This window comes from Helicobacter japonicus (assembly GCF_000762845.2).
GTDB classification, from domain to species: Bacteria; Campylobacterota; Campylobacteria; order Campylobacterales; family Helicobacteraceae; genus Helicobacter_C; species Helicobacter_C japonicus.
Map to the genome: position 1 here is coordinate 1 of NZ_JRMQ02000016.1, position 20,070 is coordinate 20,070.

The window sequence follows — 20,070 nt, forward strand, 5'->3', positions numbered from 1 at the left end:
AATATATGTGATTTGTTGCTTTGTTTTTTCTATTGCTAAATCAATCTTTGTAATTTGTGTATCCAAATAAGAAGCAATGGCTTTCTGCTCTTGTAGGGGTGGGATTGCAAAATCAACATTGATAAGCTTTTCTAATACCAAATGAGAAATACTAACACGATTAACAATAGATTCAAAAACCCCAAGTTTTCCATAAACAAAAAATAAATACAGAAAGAATCTAGCGTCTTGCAAAGCATTTAAAGGAACTTTATGAACAGAGTTTTGAATATAACATTCATCTAGCTCATCATTCCAAATGCAAGTCTTACCAACTTCCCCACCCTCACTTACCAATAAATCACCTTTTAATAAATATAACCTTACCTACAATGCGTAAGCGTTGCAAAGATTCAGAATCTAAAAAGCGAAGCATTGCGCGAAGCAAAATGCGTTTTAGATTCTGAATCGCTTTTGTAAAAAAGGTCCATAGAATCTTTTTTACAAAATTCAATTAGCGAGGCGTTGTTTCAAAGAGAGGTTAGGTGTGAATTTGAAATATAAGCCCTTAATGTGTTCCCCCTTATTTCTCCCCCCTCGCTTCCTCTCCTACCGATTGTTTGAGCGATAGTTTTTGCGCTTTTTACGATGAGTAAAAAGCTATCAAATGCAAAAAGCTATCAGCGAAAATTTGGGATTAAGGGGGAATAAGGGCGGTAAGCCTCGCATATTATTATAGAGGCGCATTTATGCGCTTCGTAGCGCACCGCTGTAAGCGAATAGCCAAGCGAATGCGTGAGCGAAACAAGCTGGAGACCTTGACTCCTGCTAACGCGGAATAGACTTTAGGCTATGTAGCCCGAGCAAACGCGTAGCGGTTGCGAGGTTCAGCGTGTGGGATTTTTTGCGAAATTGAAAACTTGCTAGAGATTCTGTGCGATTGAATCTTAATTACAAATCACTTGAGGATTCACAATTTGTAAATTAACCGAAGATTTTTTAAAACAAAATGACCTTAAGGACTTCCTTAATACTTTAAAATTACAAAATGATACATCAAACTTAGGAGAAGATAATGCAAGAATTGTCGGAATTGATAAAGCAAGAGGAGACAAAGGGGATTCAAATCAACAAATTAAAAGAGAATCTTCACAGACTTATACAAGAAGTATTGAAAGAGGAAAACAAGATAACACAGGAGATTTACGCAATAATGAATTTACCCAAGAAACTTCTGCAAAAGAAAATATCTTTAAAAACACTAGTGAGGATAACAAGAAATCTAATTCCAAAGAGAACATTAGAAATGAACAATCTTTTAGAGAAAATAGACGATTTGAGGGTAGAGATGGGCAAAATGGAGAATATCTTGAGCCAAGCGGAAGTAACACGAGAGATGATGGACAAAATAAGCAAAGAGTGGAAAGAGATGAACAAAGACCTCAAAACGCTCAAAGTAGAACTAATGAACGAACCAATGAAGAGATTAAAGAGCTTAGAGACATTTCATCACGAGATAAATTTGCTATCACAGAATCTCAAGTTATCACAAGAACAAGAGAATATCAGCAAAGAATTAGCACTTTACTGCAATCCCAATTTGCAAATGGCATTATTCAAAGAACTTTGGAAGCTTTACGCAGTGCGAAAAAAGAACAAAATCTTAGAGAAAGTAGAAGTAGATTTGAAAATAAAGCAACACAAAATTATCACACAAATCCTAGATTTAATGGACGAGAAGCAGGAAGCGCTTTTGAAATGAAAGACAAGGTGGAGAGATTGAATCTGCAGGAGGATTTCAACAGCTTGATAGGAACAATATACAGCCAGATGGAGAACAACAGCGAGGAAAGAGAGAATTTGCTTCAGAGTCAAGAGAGATTTCAACTTCCACGAATGATAGAAGACCATATAGAAACAACAATGGAGGAGACAAACGAGGAGATTATGCGACAAATAGAAATGATTTACAACAATCAAGCGAATTTTCAAGCCCTCAAGTTAAGCAAACAAGCGAACAAAGTAGCGAAACAAATTTCGCAAGTGAAGATGAATTTGCCAACAAGCTTTCAGATTCTAAAGACATTAGCGACTTATCTAGCGATGAAACAATCCAAAGAGAATTTAATCAAGCAAATATTCTACAAGAACCTAGAAGAGCAAATGATACTATTTTTAATACAGATACATCAGAATCTCAAAATGCAAATAATGACAATAGAACAGAACGAGCAAATAGGGAAGAAATGGGAAGAATTGACCAACAAGTCAAACAAGATTTGGAGTTTAATTTATTTGCTGATGATAGAGAGCAAACTTTATACAAACAAGGTATTAATAAACAAGAAATCTTGCAAGATGCACAAAGCGGAGGAATTAGAGAATCTCAAGCAGAAGATAGAAACAATGGACCAAGAGAATTTGAAATTGATAGTAGATTCTTACAAGAACAGGGAAGCAATAGATTTAGAGTATTTACTGAATACGAATTTCTAAAAAGATATGAACAAGAAAGCTTCAAAGGACAAATGACTTCAAATTTTCCAAAAAACAAAGGATAGAAGCAAATTTAAAAGCCTTAAGGCTTACACAAGTTCTTTTTATGCGTATGGAATTACTCAAAGCAAAAGATGAAATAAATCAAGTGGCGATTGAAAAAAAATTTCAGCATCTAAATATTACAAAAGAAGAATTAAATCTCAAAGAATTTCAAAATTTTTCCTTTAGCACTTTAGCAATAAAAGAAGAAGAACAAGCATTGCTCGCTCAATATAGTGGATTTGGGGGGCTTAGAGATTTATTTTTTAATGAGGAATTTAAAGAGTTAGAGAATGAGCTTAAAGATTTAGTAGGAGAGATGTATTATAAAGAAATTAGAGAATCTAGTTTTAATGCCTATTATACTCCAAAAGATGTGATTGAAAGTATTTATTTGGGTTTGCAAAATTTAGGAGTGCCAAAGGATAAAAGAATCTTAGCTTTAGAGCCAAGTTGTGGCACAGGGCGTTTTATTGCACTTGCTCCAAATAATTATGAATTTCAAGCGGTAGAAAAAGATACGCTTTCAGCTACGATTGCTAAGTTCTTGCACCCACAAGTAAGAATCTATAATCAAGGTTTAGAAGAAGTAAAATTTAATAATGAATTTGATGTTATTGTGGGCAATCCTCCTTTTGATAATCAAGTGAAAATAAGGGATTATAGTTCATTGGGAAATAACAAAAGTATCCATAATTATTTTGCAATCAAATCAAGTGAATTAGTAAAAGACAATGGAATCGTAAGTTTTGTTATCACAAGTTATTTTTTAGATAGTGAGAGAAATGCCCATAGAGAAATCCTGCATAAAAAAGGAGACTTCCTTTCCGCTTATAGATTACCAAATGCAGTATTTAAGGAAAGCAACACTAATGTATTAACTGATGTTTATTTTTATCAAAAACTTAGCAAAGATGGTTTGAAGCGAAGAAAAAAAGCTTTTAAAAAAGAAGAGAGCTTAAAACAAAAACAAATAACTTTTGTTAAAACTGCATCATTTGGCGAATTAGTTTCTGTAAATTCTCATTTTAATAAGAATGTAAAACATATTTTAGGGGAATTTGAAATTAAGGAAAACACAAGGTATGGACAAGAAAATATTAAATATGAAATGTTTGTGAAAGATAATGGAAATTGGAGTGAAAGTCTTAAAAAACAATTAGGAGATTTAATCCCTGTATTCAAAGATAATGCACCCTTTGAGAAAGAATTAAATTTGATTAATTTCTCTCTTTTAAGCACTGAAGAAGCAATTAAAGTTAATAGTTTGGGGGTTGGAAATCTCTTTTTTATGGATAATAAAATTTATGTGAAAGGTGAGTATTCAAGTTGTGAAGAGGCTTATTTTAGTGATGGTTTAGATATAAGTAAAATGGATTTAGTGCCAAAGGCGCATATTCTTAAAATAGATAAAAAGAATTTTCAATATAAAAGATTTTTAAACAGAGATGAAGTGCAAATTGCTAAAAAAAATCATAGATTTTAGAGATTTGTTTAATGAGAATTTAAAAAGTGAAAAACATTATTTGGACGATGAAGAGAGCAATACAATTATTTTGAAGCAAAAGGAAAGATTAAGAGAGTTAAGAAGCGAAATTTTATATCTTGCGAATGTTAAATCTTTTCATCAAAATAATAGGAATAAGACAGATAAACAAGGAATGGTTTTGCAGCATAATTTACAAAATATTTTAAATTTGGATAAGCTTGCGCGATTTAGTATTCTTGCAACTGAAACGAAAAACGATAAGGGAAATTATGAATTATCTCCCATATTAAAGATGAGAGCATATAAGCCTTTACAAAAAAGCCTAGCTAATTCAAATGAAGAAGCTTTACAAAAAACTATCAATGAAAAAGGTTTTATTGATGAGAGAACTTTGCAAGATTATAAACCAAATACACCACTTAATGAAATATTACAAGATTTATGCGAGAAACAATTAATCTTTTATAGGATAGATAGAGACCCACAAGATAATGTTTTTTATCAATTAGCAGGTGAGTTTTTAAGCGGAAATGTAAAAGCAAAATATGAAAGAGTGCAAAGTTTAATTAAGCAAAAACAAGAGGGAACTTTTATAGGTTTCCCAAAGCCTCATTTAGATTTAAACCAAACAGCTTTAGCTTTGAAAGAAGTTTTCCATTCATATTTGTATTATGAGGATATAGAAACTTCTTTTGGTGCTAAATTTGTGCCAATAAAATATTATGAAGATTTTATTAAAGAAAGCTTTTTTAACGACCCAACTAAAGCTATTGTAAAAGTTAGTTTTTTAAATGGAGCATATTCTTTAGAAAAATTTAAAATTTTAAGAGAGGATTTTAATGATGGTGAAATAGTTTTAAAAGAAGTTGAAGCCTCCAATTATGATTTTAATGAAGTTGGACTAAGCTTAGAAATTTTGCGAGAAGATGCAAGCATAATGTTTGCAAAAGAATCTTTTATTGAGAATGTATTGAATGGTAAAAGTCTTGAAGTTTATCATTTTGAACCTCACCCATACGATAGTAAAAAAAAATTAAAGTAAGCGAGAGTATTTCCACAAAAATCGCTTTAGAAAAAGCGGGGATTCTAAGGTGAATAAAATGTGTGAGAAAGTTCTATTCCACTATAAAGATGAATCTTATCATAATGGCACACAGCTTATTTTTTGTGATATGGGAGTAAGTAAGCAACATTCCCAAAAAATTGATGTCTATGCAGACATACTTAAAAAGCTTGTCCAAAAAGGAATCCCACAAGAACAAATTGCTTTTATAGGCGATGCGAAAACTGATATTCAAAAACAAGAACTTTTTATGAAAATGAATGAGGGTGCAATAAGAATTTTAATTGGTTCAACCACAAAGATGGGAACAGGCACAAATGTGCAAAAAAAGAATTGTTGCAATGCACGAGCTTGATTGTCCGTGGAGACCTTGTGATTTAGAGCAAAGAATGGGGAGAGGGATTAGGCAAGGCAATATGTTTTTTGAAGAAGAATTGCAAAGAATGTTAGAATCTTTGAAAGAAAAGGATTTGAGTTTGGAAGTAAAAAATCAAATCCTAGAAGAGAATATAAAATTTAATATAGCCCATTATCGTTATGCTACTGAACAAACTTATGATGCGAGAATGTTCCAGATTAATGAGCAAAAGCTAAAGCCTCTTGTGCAACTGAAATCTTTAAATTTTAATAATGGGCAAAGAGTTTTTGAGGCAATAGATGCAGAAGTAGCAAATGTCGCTGAAATGAAAGCAGTCGCAACAGGAAACCCTTTTATTTTAGAAAAACATAAAATTACTTCACTTCTAAAAACAGAGGAGAGGTATTATGAACAATATAAAAAAGTATTTTACAAAACGAACGAAGCCTTGAGGTTTTAAAAGCCAAAAAACAAAGGCTAGAAAATGAAAATGAAATCTTAAGGGAATTTGTTAATAATAAAGAATTTGAAAAAGAAAATTATATCATAGAATCTTTTGGGATAAAAATACACAAAAAGACTATTAATAAAGAGCAGGAAAAAGAACACAAAGCTTTAAAAGGGGCTATCAATTTAAATATTGAAAAAATATTTAAAAATCCTAGTAATAAAGAAGTAGAGGTTTTTACAGCAAATAAAATCAAAGTCGTTTTAAGAGGAAAATTTAGCGAACTTGGTGGAGATTTTATCTATACAGGGATAATGATTGATGAAAAGAATAGAGAATATGTGCCAAATAATATGTTTTTTAAAGCTCAAGGCGGGTGTTTAATCTTTGATTCTATTCCTAACCTTGATGGGCTTTTAACAAAAACAAAAAATATAATGTCTAAAGCTTCAAGTTTTATTCATAAAAACAGCGAGAATCTAAAACTTACAATCAGTGAAATTACGCAAAAAGAAAACTTTCTTAAAAACAATACTTTAGGTAGTTATCCAAGAAAGATTTTGCTTGATACTTTAAAAGCTGATGAGAAAAATATTAATGTAATTTTTGAATTAATTGCACAAAATAAGAAAGAGGGCATAAGAATTACACTTGATAGCAAAGAAATTCAACATTTGCTTCCGCAGTATCCAAAGCTTTTAGATGAGAGAGGGAAATTTAATTCTCAAAATACACAGAGTATCAATATCAGTGAAAATCAAGAATCCAAAATGTCAGATTCAACGAATAGAGCAATTTCTAAGGTAAATTGGAGTGAGGAATCGCAACCTATACAATGCAAAACAGAAGCAGATAAAAAACTTAAAATCTCTGATGAAGAGAAATATATTGCATTGATTGACAATAAAATTATACAAATAGAAGAGGCAAATATTGAGTTTCAAACTTTTGACAAAGAAGATGAGTTAGAGTATAGAATTGCTATTTTGGAACAAAATCAAACAAATATTTTGAATGCAAAGAGAAATAGGGATATATTGTGAGGGGCAATATTGACTTATTCATAATATACCAATATAATTACTTTGTAATTATATATGAAAGGTTAAATTTGATGACAAAGTTAATAAAAATTGGCAATTCTTATGGTATTCGTATTCCAAAGGTTTTTATAAAAAAAGCCCATTTAGAAGATGCTGTTATTGATTTAAAATTATTTAAAAATGGGCTTTTATTAAGTCCAAATAAAACACATCGTTCAAATTGGGATAGCGCAATACTTAGAAAAAGAGCAAAACAAGAAGATGATGTGCAAAATACAATCTCTTTGCAAAAGGATTTTGCTTGTGAGGATATGAGGGAATGGGAGTGGTAATATTGAAGCAATTTGAGATTTTTTGGATAGATTTAAATCCCACAAAAGGAGCAGAAATTTCTAAAAAAAGACCTTGTGTGATTATTTCACCCAATGAATTAAACTATTTACAAACAAGACTTGTTGCACCCATTACCTCAAAAGGATTTGATGCTCCTTTTAGGGTAAGTTTTGAACTAGAGGGTAAAAAGGCTAGAATCCTTTGCGACCAAATTCGTTGTGTGAGTGTGGATAGATTCTTAAATAAAATTTGTGATTTAGAATCTAGTAAGCAAGAGGCTCTAAAAAATATTCTCCTAGAGATGTTTGCTTAAAGTTTAAAGGTAAGGAGGCTAAATGATATTGGATAATCAAGAATATATGCTAGATTTGTGTATAAGAATGGCTCATCACAGCACAGCAATAGAAGGTAATACGCTTACTCAAGATGAAACAGCTTCTATTATCCTAGATAATTATATTCCAAGAGCAATAAAAGATAGGGAATTTTATGAAGTAAGAAATTATAAATACCTCTTGCCTTATTTTATAGAAAAACTTAAATCAAATACAAAGATTGACTTAGAACTTATAAAATTTTTTCATTCTTTTATAATGAAAGATTTGCACGAGGAAGCGGGGAAATTTAAAACCTTAGAAAATGCGATTATAGGTGCAGATTTTGAAACAGCTAAACCTTATTTAGCATCTTCATTGCTTAAAGATATGTGCGATAACCTATATTATAAATTAGAAAACTCTAAAAATGATGAGGAAAAAATTAAGGCAATTTTGCAATCCCATATTCATTTTGAAAAAATTCATCCCTTTAGCGATGGTAATGGGAGAACAGGTAGGCTTTTGATAATCTATTCTTGTTTTGAGAATAATTTAACTCCTATCATTTTGCCCAAAGAAGAAAAGGCTTATTATATTTCTTGTCTAAGAGCAAACAAAATAGATGATGTGATGATTGATTTTATTAAAAAAATTCAAAAGGAAGAACAACAAAGGATAGAGAAATTTAAGTCGGTTGCTTTGAGTCTTAAGAATGATTTGAAGCCAAAGAACAGAAAATAAACTAAGGAGAACACAATGCTAAATTTAACTTTACGAAGAGTTGATTTCAATGAATTAAGAGTTGAGGATATTTCAAAAAGACCTATTTTAAGTTCTTTACAAGAGTTTTGGAGTAAAAGTGAAAATGAATATATAGATTTTTTAGAAAAAAATAATATTGACTTTTACAAAAATTTCTCTTCTATTGCAGAGCTTAAAGAAGTTATGAAGCACGATATTACTATTCTTAATGCCATAGCAGAACAAGGCTTGGATAATGCCTTTGATTTTAAAACTATTAACTTGCTAAAATCTAAGAATCTTAAAGAGATACACGACCACGAATTTATGAAACTAACGATTGATTTAAGACACATAAACAATCCTGAATCTAAAGAGCTTATTAAAGATTTATTTTTAGAAACCAAGAGTGTTTCTTTGGTTGATTTCGTAGATGTCAATGAGGATTCTTGTTCTCTTATCTATCATAAGAAAGGAGCATTTTATTATAATGATGAACCCTATATGTGCAATACGAGAGAGAGTTTAACTTTGTTAGAAAATTATGAAGTGCCAAAAGATAATAATTTTATCCTTTCAAGACTTTTACTTGATTTAGCAAATAAGCTAGAAGAGAATGGCGTAGAAGAGAGTTTTTGTGTGCAATACAATAATGGAGAAGAAAATAATAAAAATATCCACGAAGTTATTTATTGGGGGCATTTGAGTGCAGAAGAAAAAAAAGAAATTAAAGCTGAAATGCGAGAGCAAAAAGAGTTGAATAATGAGGCAAAAAGTCAAGCAAAACAAGAACTAAAGGCAGAAGCAAATAACAATAGAAATTCTCTTAAGCCTCAAGAGGCGAAAGAAGTATTAGAACAAGAAAAGAATGTGCGTCTTTATAATATTTCTGAATTTGCTAAAGAACAAGCGGAGAATAAGACACAGGAATCTTTTAGTGAAGCAAAAGAAAGACAAGAAACGAAGATTAATGAGATTATTGCTAAAAGTATAGAACTTTATAAACAAAAAGAACAAGAAAAGCTCAAAGCAAAGCTAGAAAAAGCAGAAAAAGATTCCGCAAATGCTTATAATGATTTAAAAGATTATCTCCACAATGGCTTAAGTATCTTAGAAGCCCTTAAAAATATTCAGCAAAAATATCGCAATGAAGATACAATTAATTTTGCTTCTTTACTTTTTAGCAAGGATATTTTAAATCTAAGGAGCAAGGAAGAAAAAATCATAAGTCTTACCCAAGAAAAAGGAGAGTTAAGGGCAGAGTGTGAAAATGCTTATAATGAAATAGAAAAAAGAGAAGAGACTATTTCTAAGCTTAAAAGCACGCTTCAGAGCAAGATTAATGAAATGCAAAATTATGAATATGAATTAGAAAAAAATTTTGAGGTAAAACTCCAAGAAAAAGAAGCAACAATGCTGAAAGAGCTTGAAAATTTGCAAAAAGAACAAGAAAAGGTAAATAATGAGTATGAACAAGAAATTAAAGAGCTTGATTGTGCAAATGAGGAGTTAAGCAATGAAAATAAAAAGATTAATGAACAAAATTTAAAGCTTAACTCTCAAAATGCAGCTCTGCAAAAGTCTTTAAGTGAGGTTGAGAGCAGATATGAAAAAGACAAAGAGCAAATGAAACAAGAAACAGAAATTCTAAATAGTGAAAATAAAAAAATCAATGAAATAAACTTCAAATTAAGTTCTCAAAATACTCTCTTAGAATCTCATTTAAAAGAACAGAAAAAAGAGTTAGAATCCTTACAAAAAGAATTTAAAGAAAAGCTAGAGGTAGCAGAATCACACATTAAAAAACTCTATAAACTTGAAGCACAAGTAGAAATTTTTAATGACAAAGAAAATATGTATAAAGAACAAATCAAGGAGCTTAAGAGCAAAAATACTGCTTTAGAAGGAAAACTAAGTAACATAGTTGAAAATATGATGAATAAACAAAATAGTCAGCCACAAGCAAAAACTGAAAAATCCAAAAGAAGCAGAGACATATTGGGAGATATATAGAATGCAATATGTTTTAAAAAACAAAGACAAAGTGGTTTTGGAGTTTGAAGTAGAAACAATAAGGCACATAGAAAGAGGTGTTGAAATCTCTAAAGATATGATTAAAAATATACAACTTTTTAATATTTCTTTAGCACCAATTAATTTGGATATAAATAATCCATCTGAATCTTTAGAATCTTTTATAAAACATAGAAAAGCTCCAAGCCATAGGCAATATGTCCAAAAGATTATAGCAAGTTATAGCAGGGGTGAAGAAAGACTTATGGATTATATTGATGTGTCATTTGGATTGTCTCTCAATGATTCTTATTGGATTATTCCGAGTGATAAAGACTATAAATGGAGAGATTTTAATCTCTATCAACACGCTTTTAATGAAGCTTTAGAATTAATTGCATTTGGTATAGGAATAAGCAAAATTAGTGGAATTACTTTATCGCCTGAATACACAACTAATGGAATGCTAAAGAAATGTTGGCATAAAGAGAATAATAAAATTTTTCTCTATAAAGGAGGTTCTCCTGAATCAGATGATGGAGAGGAATATGGAGGCAAAGAAGCATATAGTGAGTATTATATGACACAAATTGCTGAAATTATGGAATTTGAACACATCAATTATGATTTAAAAATGTTTCACAATCAACTTGTAAGCACTTGCCCTATTTTTACCAATGAAAATGAAGGCTATATACCAATTTTCTATCTCTTAGAAAAAAAAGATAGAAAACTAAAAGGTGTTGATTTAGTGGATAAACTTGAAGTAATTTATGATAAAGATAAATTAGAAGATTTATTTCTCTTTGATGCACTCATTTGCAATATTGATAGACATTTAGGAAACTTTGGAATGATTGTAGATAATAATACAAGAAAGATTCTACGCCCTGCACCTATCTTTGATAATGGTTGTTCTATACTAAATTTACTTTATAAATCTGATTTACAAGATATTGCTAGTGTTCTACTTAGCCAAAAAAGTTATTTGGAATTTAGTTTTAATAGACAACTTAAAACTTTCGCTCAACAAAGACATATCCCAAACTTAGAAAAACTCTCTAACTTTACTTTCCAAAGACACAAAGAATTTAATTTAAGTGAGGAATGGCTAAAGCCCATAGAATCTAACATTCAACAAAGAGCAAAAATGGCTTTGAGATTTATAGAGGAAAAATATATAAATGTAACTGATGAAGTAGATATATCACAAATTAAAGATGAGATTCAAATAACGATAGTAAGAGATTCCACAACTGATTCTAAAAATAATAGTTCAAACAACACACAACAAGAACCCTCATTACATACAAGGAAGAGAAGATGAGTGAAACTAATATTGTAACAACTAAAAAACAAGTAAGGAAAGCTGGGGAAAATATAAGGAATAATAGAGTAAGTAATAAAGATTATAAAATTATAGCTTCTTGGAGGAGTAGTCATATTTCTATTATGACAGGTATGGTTAATGCTATCAATAAAAAGTTAAGAGCAAATAGTTTGAAAGCTATTCTCGTTGCTAGACGCTTAAAAAGATTAAATTCTATTGAATTGAAACTCAATAGATTTCAAGATATGCAACTTGATAGAATGCAAGATATTGCTGGCGTAAGAGTAGTGTTTAAAAATTTAGAACAAGTAAAAAGATTTCAGGCATTAATGGAAAAAACTTATTTAAAGGGTAGCAGAAAATTTCAACTTCTTAATAAAAAAACAAAAAATTATATACAAAATCCAAAAAATGATGGTTATCGTTCTATTCATCAAATTTTTGAGTATAAAGATGATTCAAAAAAATATTTGGAGCTACAAATTAGAACACAACTTCAACACTATTGGGCTACTGCAGTTGAAGTATTGGGAATGAAAACGCAAGCAAAAATTAAACAAGGGGAAGGAGAACATTATTACAAAGATTTTTTTAAATTATGCAGCGCTTTGTTTTGTATTAAAGAAAATACTCGCATTATTGAAGAATATACGAAACTCAATAAAAAAGAAATTTGTAAAAAAATCTCTGTGTTAGATAAAGAATATAATATTTTAGAACAACTATCGGCTCTTGCAGTTTCTAGTAAGAATATAGAAAATCAGGCAAAGTCTAATAAGCAAAATTACTATTTTCTTGTTTTGCTTAACTTAGAAACAAGCGTTTTGACGATTCAGGGCTATAAAAAAATAGCTTTGAAGTAGCAGAGAATTTTTATAACTATCTTGAGCTAAAATCAAAACAAGATGGAAAAACTGATGTTGTTTTGATTTCACTTGATAAACTAAAGTTATTAAAAAGTGCTTATCCAAATTATTATTTAGATTCTAGTTCTTTTATAAAAGAAGTAAAAAAAGAACTCTCTGAGAATTTGAAAAATTTGGGAGACACATAGAATGCAATATACCTTAAAGAATAAAGATAAAAGTAAGAATCACAGATTATGGTTAAAAGATATAATGCACAATAGTCTTTATATTTAGGGAAAGGGGGATTTATTAGTGCTCCAAAACGCTAGAAGTGCAGAATCAAGAAGTTTTTTAAGAGAGCTTGAATTTTCCCTTGTATTGATAGGAAATCCTAAAGCGAGAAATTATTTTTTAAAGAGTTTGGGACAAGTCAATGCTAAGCGTAGTGGTTCAAGTGATAGTGCAGGTAGCACAAGTGGCAGTTCAAATAAGCAAACAGGCGAAAAAGATACAAAAAGTGAGATTTTGGCTTATCTTAGACAAAAAGGTTATGTGCAAACAGCAAATATATGGGCAAGAGCCTTAAGTATAGATAAAGAAGATATTAATGAACTTTTAAAAATTTTACAAATAAGGCTTTTACAAGAGGGAATAGAGGGTATTTTAGAAGTTCATTTACAAGATAGAGAAATTAATTCTCCCCATATTCAATTTGTGGGTATGAATGCTCCAAAAGCAGAGGTAATTATAGCGCAGACTTTGGTAGAATTAAAATATGAAACAAGCATAGAATCTGCACTAAGTAAAAAAGACTTTAGACCTTATTATAAAATTAATCCAAAAGCAAGGTATCCAAAGCATAATGATTTAGAATCCGAAATAAAATATCGTAAAAGTATTCAAATCAAAAAGAGTGAAGAAGAGATAGAAAAGCTTATTAATACTTTTGACAAAAAACTCTCACAATTAAAGCAAACGCTAGAGAAAACAAAGAAAATTGCACTTAAGCCAAGCACTTTTGAAGCTAAACTTCAAGAAATTAGGACAAATAATACGAAATCTCTTACAAAACTTAGAGAACAAAGAATAAGATACAGAATAAGAAGATTAAGAAGACGAGGAAGATAGTTTATACCTTAAAACCTGAATAGAGGAGTAATGAGATGTTAATCCTCTCATTTGAGAGTTTTTAAGTTTATTTTTATATTATTTTTTTGCCTTTTTGTTATATTTGTAAAATTTTAAAAAGGGCAAGTTGATGAATATAGAGGAAATTGTAGCGGAAGGCGTTAATAAATTTAACAACAAGTATAAAGAGTTTAGTAAAAAAAATGCAAAAGAATTTCTTTTGATTTGGAGCAAAATAAAATTGATATTAACAATGATGATTCTTTAGCAGATAAAACCTTTTTTGCATTTTTAGCAGACTTACTTAAAGCATTTAAAAAAGATAAGCATAGTGAATTAATGGATGAACTTAAAGAGAATGAGAATCTCACACGAGAGAAATTAAACGCAGTTTTAAAAATAGAGCTTGAAAACAATGATTCTTTGAGTAAAGAACAAAAAGAAAGCGTGAATAAAGTATTAAATGCCGATAATGATTTTTGTGTGGAAATAGTAGGTAATAAATTTAAAGAAATTAATGATTTTTTGGGAAAAGCAAAAGAACTTGGAATGGACAAGATGGGCATACAAAGCAAGCTTGATGATTTTGCATTTTCCGCTAAAGATGTGCAAAAGATTACAATTCAAAACTTGCAAAATTCTATGCAAAACATCGTCAAAGATGTTGCAAAAAATGCAGTTAAAGCTGTATTAAAAATTAAGTAATGCAGCAATATCTTTCAATTTTTTTATTTTTCTTACCCTTAGAAATTTTTGCAAATCAGATTTCATTAGATATTGCGAACGCTTTAAAAAAAGCTTCTTTACAAAGTGGTATAGATAAAAAAATGCTTTATACTCTTGCGAAGATTGAAAGTGAATTTAATCCGCATATTATTGCTTTTGTTAGTAAAGAGAAATTTAATATTGCTAAAGAAGCTAAGAAAAAAATTCATATTAAAAATATCCCCTATAAAAACAAATATATCGTGCAAATTAGAACCGATAAGGAGAATCTAAAGCACATTGCTTCGCAGCTAATAAAGCAGGGGTTTAGTGTTGATATGGGTTTGATGCAGATTAATTCAAGCAATGTATCCGAGAAAGAATTGAATCATATTTTTGAGTTAGATTATAATCTTGCCAAATCAACTTCTATTCTCAAATTTTGTATTAAACAAAAAAATCACTCAAAGAATCCATAGAATGTTACAACAAGGGCTTAAGAAAGGTTACAAACTATAATTACTATGAAAAATTCAAAAGAAGTTTTATTAGAGATTTTGCAAATATTAAAAATTAAATCTTTTATCCTCTCATTTGAGAGTTTTTAAGTTTATTTTAAAGTAATTATTTTATTCGTTCAATACAATGTCTCATTTTATTCACAAGGAGAATCTAAACAATGCTTATTGAAAAGGCTGTTGCATTATTAAATGAGTTTGCAGAAAGCAAAAAAGATGATGAATTTAAAGAATTTGCCAACAATTTAGCTCTTTTCACCCTTAAATATAAAAATGAACACAATATCAATGATATAAAAGTCTTTGTAGATTTAGTCAAACAAAATACTAATGATAAAGATAAAGAGCAGTTAAAAAGAGCAATTTCAAGTATTTCTTTGGCAGAAGAGTGTATTCAAAATGGTTTTGTAGATTACGAGAAATTCTATATAAATTTTAGAGAATATAAGATAGATATTGCTTCAATGCAAGAAAATATAGATGCAGAGATTTTAGAATCTAATACAGATAAAGACACTATCTCTAACGAATTATTGGAATCTTTGCAAGATTTAGCTACTCTAAGTGAAGATTCTCAAAGCAAAAAGCAAGAAATCAAGAAATTACAAGAAGTAAAAGAAGATAATGATTTCTATATTCCTAAAGACGAAAAAATAACAAATTCAATTCATAGTCCTAGTGTTAGTGAAATGCTAAGTTTTATTAAGGATAAAGAAAATACACAATTCCCTTTTTCAAAGGAAGAAACGCTCAATAATAAATTTTTTATGTTGGATTTCAATAAGCAGTTAAAGCGTATGAGTGTGCAAGAGATTCAAAAATTGATTGATAATATAAAGGCTAAAAATGAAGCCTTAAGAAAAGAAATTGAGGAGATTGATGAGCAAAAAATTAATTTAATGAAAGAACTAAAAGGAGAGTTAATAGATAATCAAAAACTTAGCACACTGAATGAAATCAATCAAAAAGATGCAGAGCAAAGATTGGAAGAAAATAAATCTAGCATAGAGAAATCTCCTAAGCATAATATACAAAATGAAAAATTTTCAAAAGTTTTTAAAGCAACAAAAAATAGGAATAGATAATGAACGAAGCCATTTCAAAAGCACAATATGCTTTAAAAGCAAAAATATTCTATTTTTTATTTTCTAAACTCAATATTCTTATATTGGTTTGTGTCTATGTTTTTAGCGATAGTGTATTCCCATGCGTAAAATCAAAGTCATTTCGTGTTTGAAATCAAAGTAAAATCTCTCACTTTGGTTTCATATATGAAATTTACAAGCTAACTTTTTATATCACTCTATATTTTTGATAGGATTTAAACTAAGCAAACTTTCGCTCTAGGAGATAGTGTGGAAATAATGAGTGAAAGGAGACAATAAATTGAGCACTTTTTCATCATTTTTTTGCATATTTGCGGGATTCTTGCCTGTGGATAAAAGGCTTTTATACCTTTTTTATATTAAGCCCTCAATTTCAATACTCACGATGCTTCTGCCGACTTTGCTTAACACAATCTCGTGGTTTTTCAAAAAGGCAAAATTGATAAGGGCTTCATAATTTGTAGCTATCACAAATACGACCGCCTCGCCTCTTAGCTCTGCTAATTCATAGCTCACTCTATTGAGCTCACTATCTGGGACGATGATATTAAAGGCATTTGTGCGCTTGAAATTGCCCTTTGTGAGCTGTGTATTGCCGCTTTCATCGGTGAGCACTTTAGAAAAATCAAGCATAGAAATTGCATTTTTATCATAAAGCGTGGTGGCAAGCTCGATTAAATCTCCACAAATAATTGAGCCTATACGCACAATGCTCGTGCCATATGCTCTAATCCTAAAATACACATTGCGCGTAAAAGTGCTACGTTCATAATAGATATTTCGCTTAAATTTTCTGCCCCAGCTCCCAAAAAAGTATTCACTCCAGGAAGCAATATTTTGAGCATACAGCTTGTATTCTTTACTCTCAATGACTTCTTCGGTGTAAGAATCTATCACTTCAATGCTTAAATACTTCGCCTCAAGCCCACTTATGTATAAAGCCTTTGCGCCAAAACAACCAAAAGTGAGGGAAATGCGCTCTTTTGCTTCACTTTGGGTATTGAGATAATAATCAAAACACGCCCATTCATTCGTGCTTCCCACACGCTCCCACACGCTCTTATCATCTAATGGCTTATCTACATTATCGCTTAAAGATTGATAGATACATTTGCCATCATTGACTTTATCGCCCTTTGTGTATGCTTCGCCTAAATTGAATCTTGTGCTGCTCTCAATGAGGTTGGATTCTATAAGAGTTATATCACCACGAGTTAAAATTTTCATATTGCACCTTTATTTCTAACTATTTATTGAATCTCTCTTGAATAAGGGAGAGGGGTTAGGTGAGCTCGTTCCCGCTTGACTTACTTCTAGGCTTTCTTGATTCACACGCAAAAGTGATTTTAATGTAGTAAGTATATTGACTTGGAGCTTTTCAGAGCTGCTTTCTTGCTCTAGTTTATAATCTTCTAGCTTTTTTACTTTGTGTAAAAATGGGTCAATCATATTAAGCTTTGTCTTATTCTCACCCTTTAGGGCTTCCTCATACTTTTTACTCGCATCTGCACTTTGCATTAATGCCTCGCCTAGTGCGTTAATGCGCTCGATAGTTTGCGGGTCAAAATTCTCTCTCAGTGCTTCCTCGCGATAGCTTAAATAATTATCGATATTCACATCACTTGCACCCAAAGATTCTTGCAAACGCTCTACTTGAAGTGCGGCAAGTTCTGCAGAGTATCGTGCTGCCTCGCTTGTCTGTCCCTTGAAAGTATAAAGCCAACTTTGAAAATTTTGCCCTGTGGATACAAATGCAGTAAGGCTCTCACTTAGTGCCTCGCTTATTTGCTTGTTCATACTTTTAGCATAGTCCGCCCACATATTATAAATCTTATTGATATTTGGCGTGATAAGATGCTCTTTTAAAGCATTATGTGGAGATTCATAAAAGCTCTTTATCAGCTCTTTTGCTCCAGCATTTAAAATATCTGCATAGCTTTTGTAATCCCCTTTAGCAATACTTAAGCTTTTGACACCACCGCCAATATCTTGCAGTAAATATTCATAACCTCTTATGCTTTGTTGGATTCCTTTTAGGGCGAGATTTGAAGCGTTATAGTGTTCTCTCCAATTGCTTGTGTTGCTTTGCAAACCCCACCATTTCTTTTTGACTTCTTTTTTATCGGCAAACTCACGCGCACTCACATTGTCTTTTGTAGCCTTTGAGATAAGCTCCACACCTTGCGCGGTGGTTGTGATCTTTGTTGAGTCAAAGCTCCCAACTAACGCTCCACTAATACCACCGACAAGTCCGCCTACAAGTGCGCCTAAGCTCGTGCCAATCACAGGCACAAAACTCCCAATAGCCGCTCCCGTTGTAGCTCCTCCTGCTGCGCCAATTTGGGTGTATTTTTGTGTCTTGGCGGCATTTTCATTATTACTTATGAAGCTACCAACTAAGCCTCCAACTGCACTTGCAATGCCAAATCCTGCAAGAGTCTCTCCTACAACTTCTCCTAGTGTAGATTCTCCAATTTGCAAACCTGTTACTTTCCCTATAATCCCACCGACTGCGCTATTACTGCCTAAGCCATCAATGGCGGAGGCAATGGATTTATTCATAGATTCTATAACTCTACTTTCCATAAACGCAGCAGAGATAGAAGTCGCAAAACCTTTGGTGATAACACTTTGCAGAGATGAAAAAAGTTCATTGATTAAACTTCGAAAATAATGAACATTGCCATTAAATATGCTCTGTATATCCTCATTAAGGGCGGATTGCATATCGCTTTGGAGGTCTTTATAAGCTTTTGAATACTCTTGTATATACTCCATTTTTTGCTCGTGGAGTTTAAGCTCTAGGGCATAAAGCTCATTTGCACTATTTTTGTTTATAGAATCTAGCTCTTTTTTGATTTTTTGCAGTGAGCCATCTTTGACATTAAAGGTGAATTTAATACTTATTTGTTTCATATCGCTTCCATCTCCACAATCATTTCCTTATATAATCCCAACAGCTCCAAACTATCAAACCCATAATAAATGCAAAAGTCCTTTAAAATGGCATAATTAATGTGCCTAAAAACGCTCATTCCGCCCACGCTAAATTCTAAGCAGAGATTAAATCCAAGTGCTAAAAGCTGCTCTTCTGTATCTAGCACAATGGGCAAAGGCACAGATTGTTTATCTTGGGCTAAAAATGCCCTCTCCTTTGCCCAGCGGATTAGTTTTTTCTTTTTGCGCCTTTAATGGCTCTAAATTGTTCGTTTATCGCGGTGTAAAAATCTGCCAAAGAGCCATTTTCCATTAAATCATCAATAAATTCTTGCGCCCTCTCTCCTTTAAGATTCTCGCTCAAATGCTTTTTTGTCATCTCTAAGCTGCTTAAGGATTCTTTATTGCGTTCAATTTCTTGAATCTGATTGGTGTTGCTCTCTAAAATTGTGAGCTTCACATTCTCGCCTGTGCTTAAAATAGCCTCAAATTCAAGGCTTCCTCGTTCTACTTTAAATACAAAACTTTTATTCATTTTTAAATCTCCTTAAAAAATACTTCTGCGCTAAAGCCAACGCGAATCTAAATGGCTTCCTCTTTTGGCTATTCTCTTGTTTGCTGAATATAATGCGTGTAATAGCCCTCATCGGTTTTATTCGCACTGCCTTCAAAATCCATAGTCGCAAACTCCTCACTCATTAAAGGCAAATCCCCGCTCATTTTGATATTTGCTTCATAGACTACACCTATCACTTGTCTTGCTTGCACAGGCGCGCCTACAAAAGTGAGTTTTGCCTTAAGCAGAGGATTGCTCCCTGCTTTAATTTCAATGAATCTATACTCTTTATCTGCCACTTCACCGCTAGGGAGTATCTCCCCTGCTGCAAAATCCACTACCTTTGATTCAGAACCTAAAGCTGCAGCGAGGTTAGCAGGAGAGAAACTATTGCATTTAATTTTAAGCGTATAGTTCTCTTCAGTTACGACTTCTGCGATTTTTTGCTTTAGTCCTGCGCTTCGTGTAAAGGCGGTGGCAGTTGTCGTATCACGCGTAAGTGTTATTTCTGTCGCGCCCATATCAAACTTTTGGCTGCCTAAGCTTCCATCTGGCAAATAAGGCTGCAAATACATCACGCCTCCGCTTAAAAATAAGTTGTCCTTTTGTGTGTTATTCAT

General features: G+C 31.6%; 22 protein-coding genes and 1 pseudogene. 16 read left to right on the forward strand and 7 right to left on the reverse strand.

Annotated elements, in window-relative coordinates; all coding sequences use genetic code 11:
- The coding region (locus tag LS65_RS08805; RefSeq protein ID WP_201274353.1) for a restriction endonuclease subunit S at positions 1-336 on the reverse strand (336 nt) is incomplete at its 3' end.
- Between the two features lie 4 nt (positions 337-340).
- Positions 341-493 carry a hypothetical protein gene (locus LS65_RS09825; protein ID WP_161976265.1) on the reverse strand — a complete coding sequence of 51 codons (153 nt, stop codon included), beginning with the start codon at positions 491-493 and terminating at the stop codon, positions 341-343.
- Positions 494-1,285: 792 nt separating this feature from the next.
- Here LS65_RS09825 and LS65_RS10265 point away from each other — a divergent pair.
- The 16 genes and pseudogenes from LS65_RS10265 to LS65_RS08885 all read left to right on the forward strand — a co-directional run bounded on the left by LS65_RS10265 (position 1,286) and on the right by LS65_RS08885 (position 15,936).
- On the forward strand, positions 1,286-1,741 hold the full coding sequence (locus tag LS65_RS10265) for a hypothetical protein (protein WP_236096689.1): 456 nt from the start codon (positions 1,286-1,288) through the stop codon (positions 1,739-1,741).
- Positions 1,742-2,225: 484 nt separating this feature from the next.
- Positions 2,226-2,540 carry a hypothetical protein gene (locus LS65_RS10270; protein WP_236096690.1) on the forward strand — a complete coding sequence of 105 codons (315 nt, stop codon included), beginning with the start codon at positions 2,226-2,228 and terminating at the stop codon, positions 2,538-2,540.
- A 41-nt stretch (positions 2,541-2,581) separates the two neighbouring features.
- A complete protein-coding gene (locus LS65_RS10275; RefSeq protein ID WP_236096691.1) occupies positions 2,582-4,003 on the forward strand; it encodes an Eco57I restriction-modification methylase domain-containing protein in 1,422 nt (473 codons plus the stop codon).
- Entirely contained in the window at positions 3,966-5,048 is a 1,083-nt protein-coding gene (locus LS65_RS08825) for a hypothetical protein (RefSeq protein WP_236096692.1), read from the forward strand. Before LS65_RS10275 ends, LS65_RS08825 begins: the two co-directional genes overlap by 38 nt.
- Before the next feature lie 40 nt (positions 5,049-5,088).
- Positions 5,089-5,683: pseudogene (locus LS65_RS10495) on the forward strand (helicase-related protein); the annotation flags it as partial.
- A 506-nt stretch (positions 5,684-6,189) separates the two neighbouring features.
- On the forward strand, positions 6,190-6,918 hold the full coding sequence (locus LS65_RS10285) for a hypothetical protein (protein ID WP_052061185.1): 729 nt from the start codon (positions 6,190-6,192) through the stop codon (positions 6,916-6,918).
- A gap of 71 nt (positions 6,919-6,989) precedes the next feature.
- Positions 6,990-7,250, forward strand: coding sequence for an AbrB/MazE/SpoVT family DNA-binding domain-containing protein (locus LS65_RS08840; protein ID WP_034363803.1), 261 nt, complete (start codon positions 6,990-6,992; stop codon positions 7,248-7,250).
- The gene (locus LS65_RS08845) at positions 7,238-7,564 is read left to right on the forward strand and encodes a type II toxin-antitoxin system PemK/MazF family toxin (RefSeq protein ID WP_034363805.1); all 327 of its coding nucleotides are present in this window, start codon (positions 7,238-7,240) and stop codon (positions 7,562-7,564) included. The genes LS65_RS08840 and LS65_RS08845 overlap by 13 nt, the downstream gene beginning before the upstream one ends.
- A 22-nt stretch (positions 7,565-7,586) precedes the next feature.
- Complete coding sequence (locus LS65_RS08850; protein WP_034363807.1) at positions 7,587-8,309, forward strand: Fic family protein; 723 nt, start codon at positions 7,587-7,589, stop codon at positions 8,307-8,309.
- 15 nt (positions 8,310-8,324) lie between these two features.
- Complete coding sequence (locus LS65_RS08855; RefSeq protein WP_034363809.1) at positions 8,325-10,322, forward strand: hypothetical protein; 1,998 nt, start codon at positions 8,325-8,327, stop codon at positions 10,320-10,322.
- Between the two features lies 1 nt (position 10,323).
- Positions 10,324-11,649, forward strand: coding sequence for a HipA domain-containing protein (locus tag LS65_RS10070; protein ID WP_236096695.1), 1,326 nt, complete (start codon positions 10,324-10,326; stop codon positions 11,647-11,649).
- Complete coding sequence (locus LS65_RS08865) at positions 11,646-12,515, forward strand: RelA/SpoT domain-containing protein (protein WP_201274354.1); 870 nt, start codon at positions 11,646-11,648, stop codon at positions 12,513-12,515. The genes LS65_RS10070 and LS65_RS08865 overlap by 4 nt, the downstream gene beginning before the upstream one ends.
- Before the next feature lie 297 nt (positions 12,516-12,812).
- Positions 12,813-13,628 carry a hypothetical protein gene (locus LS65_RS10290; RefSeq protein ID WP_236096696.1) on the forward strand — a complete coding sequence of 272 codons (816 nt, stop codon included), beginning with the start codon at positions 12,813-12,815 and terminating at the stop codon, positions 13,626-13,628.
- Positions 13,629-13,853: 225 nt separating this feature from the next.
- A complete protein-coding gene (locus LS65_RS08875) occupies positions 13,854-14,333 on the forward strand; it encodes a hypothetical protein (protein WP_034363992.1) in 480 nt (159 codons plus the stop codon).
- A complete protein-coding gene (locus tag LS65_RS08880) occupies positions 14,333-14,812 on the forward strand; it encodes a transglycosylase SLT domain-containing protein (RefSeq protein WP_034363993.1) in 480 nt (159 codons plus the stop codon). Before LS65_RS08875 ends, LS65_RS08880 begins: the two co-directional genes overlap by 1 nt.
- Positions 14,813-15,012: 200 nt before the next feature.
- Entirely contained in the window at positions 15,013-15,936 is a 924-nt protein-coding gene (locus tag LS65_RS08885; RefSeq protein ID WP_052061193.1) for a coiled-coil domain-containing protein, read from the forward strand.
- Between the two features lie 375 nt (positions 15,937-16,311).
- Here the strand turns inward: LS65_RS08885 and LS65_RS08890 are convergent, their stop codons facing one another.
- The 5 genes from LS65_RS08890 to LS65_RS08910 all read right to left on the reverse strand — a co-directional run bounded on the left by LS65_RS08890 (position 16,312) and on the right by LS65_RS08910 (position 20,070).
- Positions 16,312-17,184, reverse strand: a complete 873-nt coding sequence (locus LS65_RS08890; protein ID WP_034363854.1) for a hypothetical protein — start codon at positions 17,182-17,184, stop codon at positions 16,312-16,314.
- A gap of 15 nt (positions 17,185-17,199) precedes the next feature.
- On the reverse strand, positions 17,200-18,873 hold the full coding sequence (locus tag LS65_RS08895) for a glycine zipper domain-containing protein (RefSeq protein ID WP_034363853.1): 1,674 nt from the start codon (positions 18,871-18,873) through the stop codon (positions 17,200-17,202).
- Positions 18,870-19,076 carry a hypothetical protein gene (locus tag LS65_RS08900; protein WP_034363851.1) on the reverse strand — a complete coding sequence of 69 codons (207 nt, stop codon included), beginning with the start codon at positions 19,074-19,076 and terminating at the stop codon, positions 18,870-18,872. The genes LS65_RS08895 and LS65_RS08900 overlap by 4 nt, the downstream gene beginning before the upstream one ends.
- 47 nt (positions 19,077-19,123) lie before the next feature.
- The gene (locus LS65_RS08905) at positions 19,124-19,429 is read right to left on the reverse strand and encodes a hypothetical protein (protein ID WP_034363849.1); all 306 of its coding nucleotides are present in this window, start codon (positions 19,427-19,429) and stop codon (positions 19,124-19,126) included.
- 68 nt (positions 19,430-19,497) lie between these two features.
- Entirely contained in the window at positions 19,498-20,070 is a 573-nt protein-coding gene (locus LS65_RS08910) for a hypothetical protein (RefSeq protein ID WP_034363847.1), read from the reverse strand.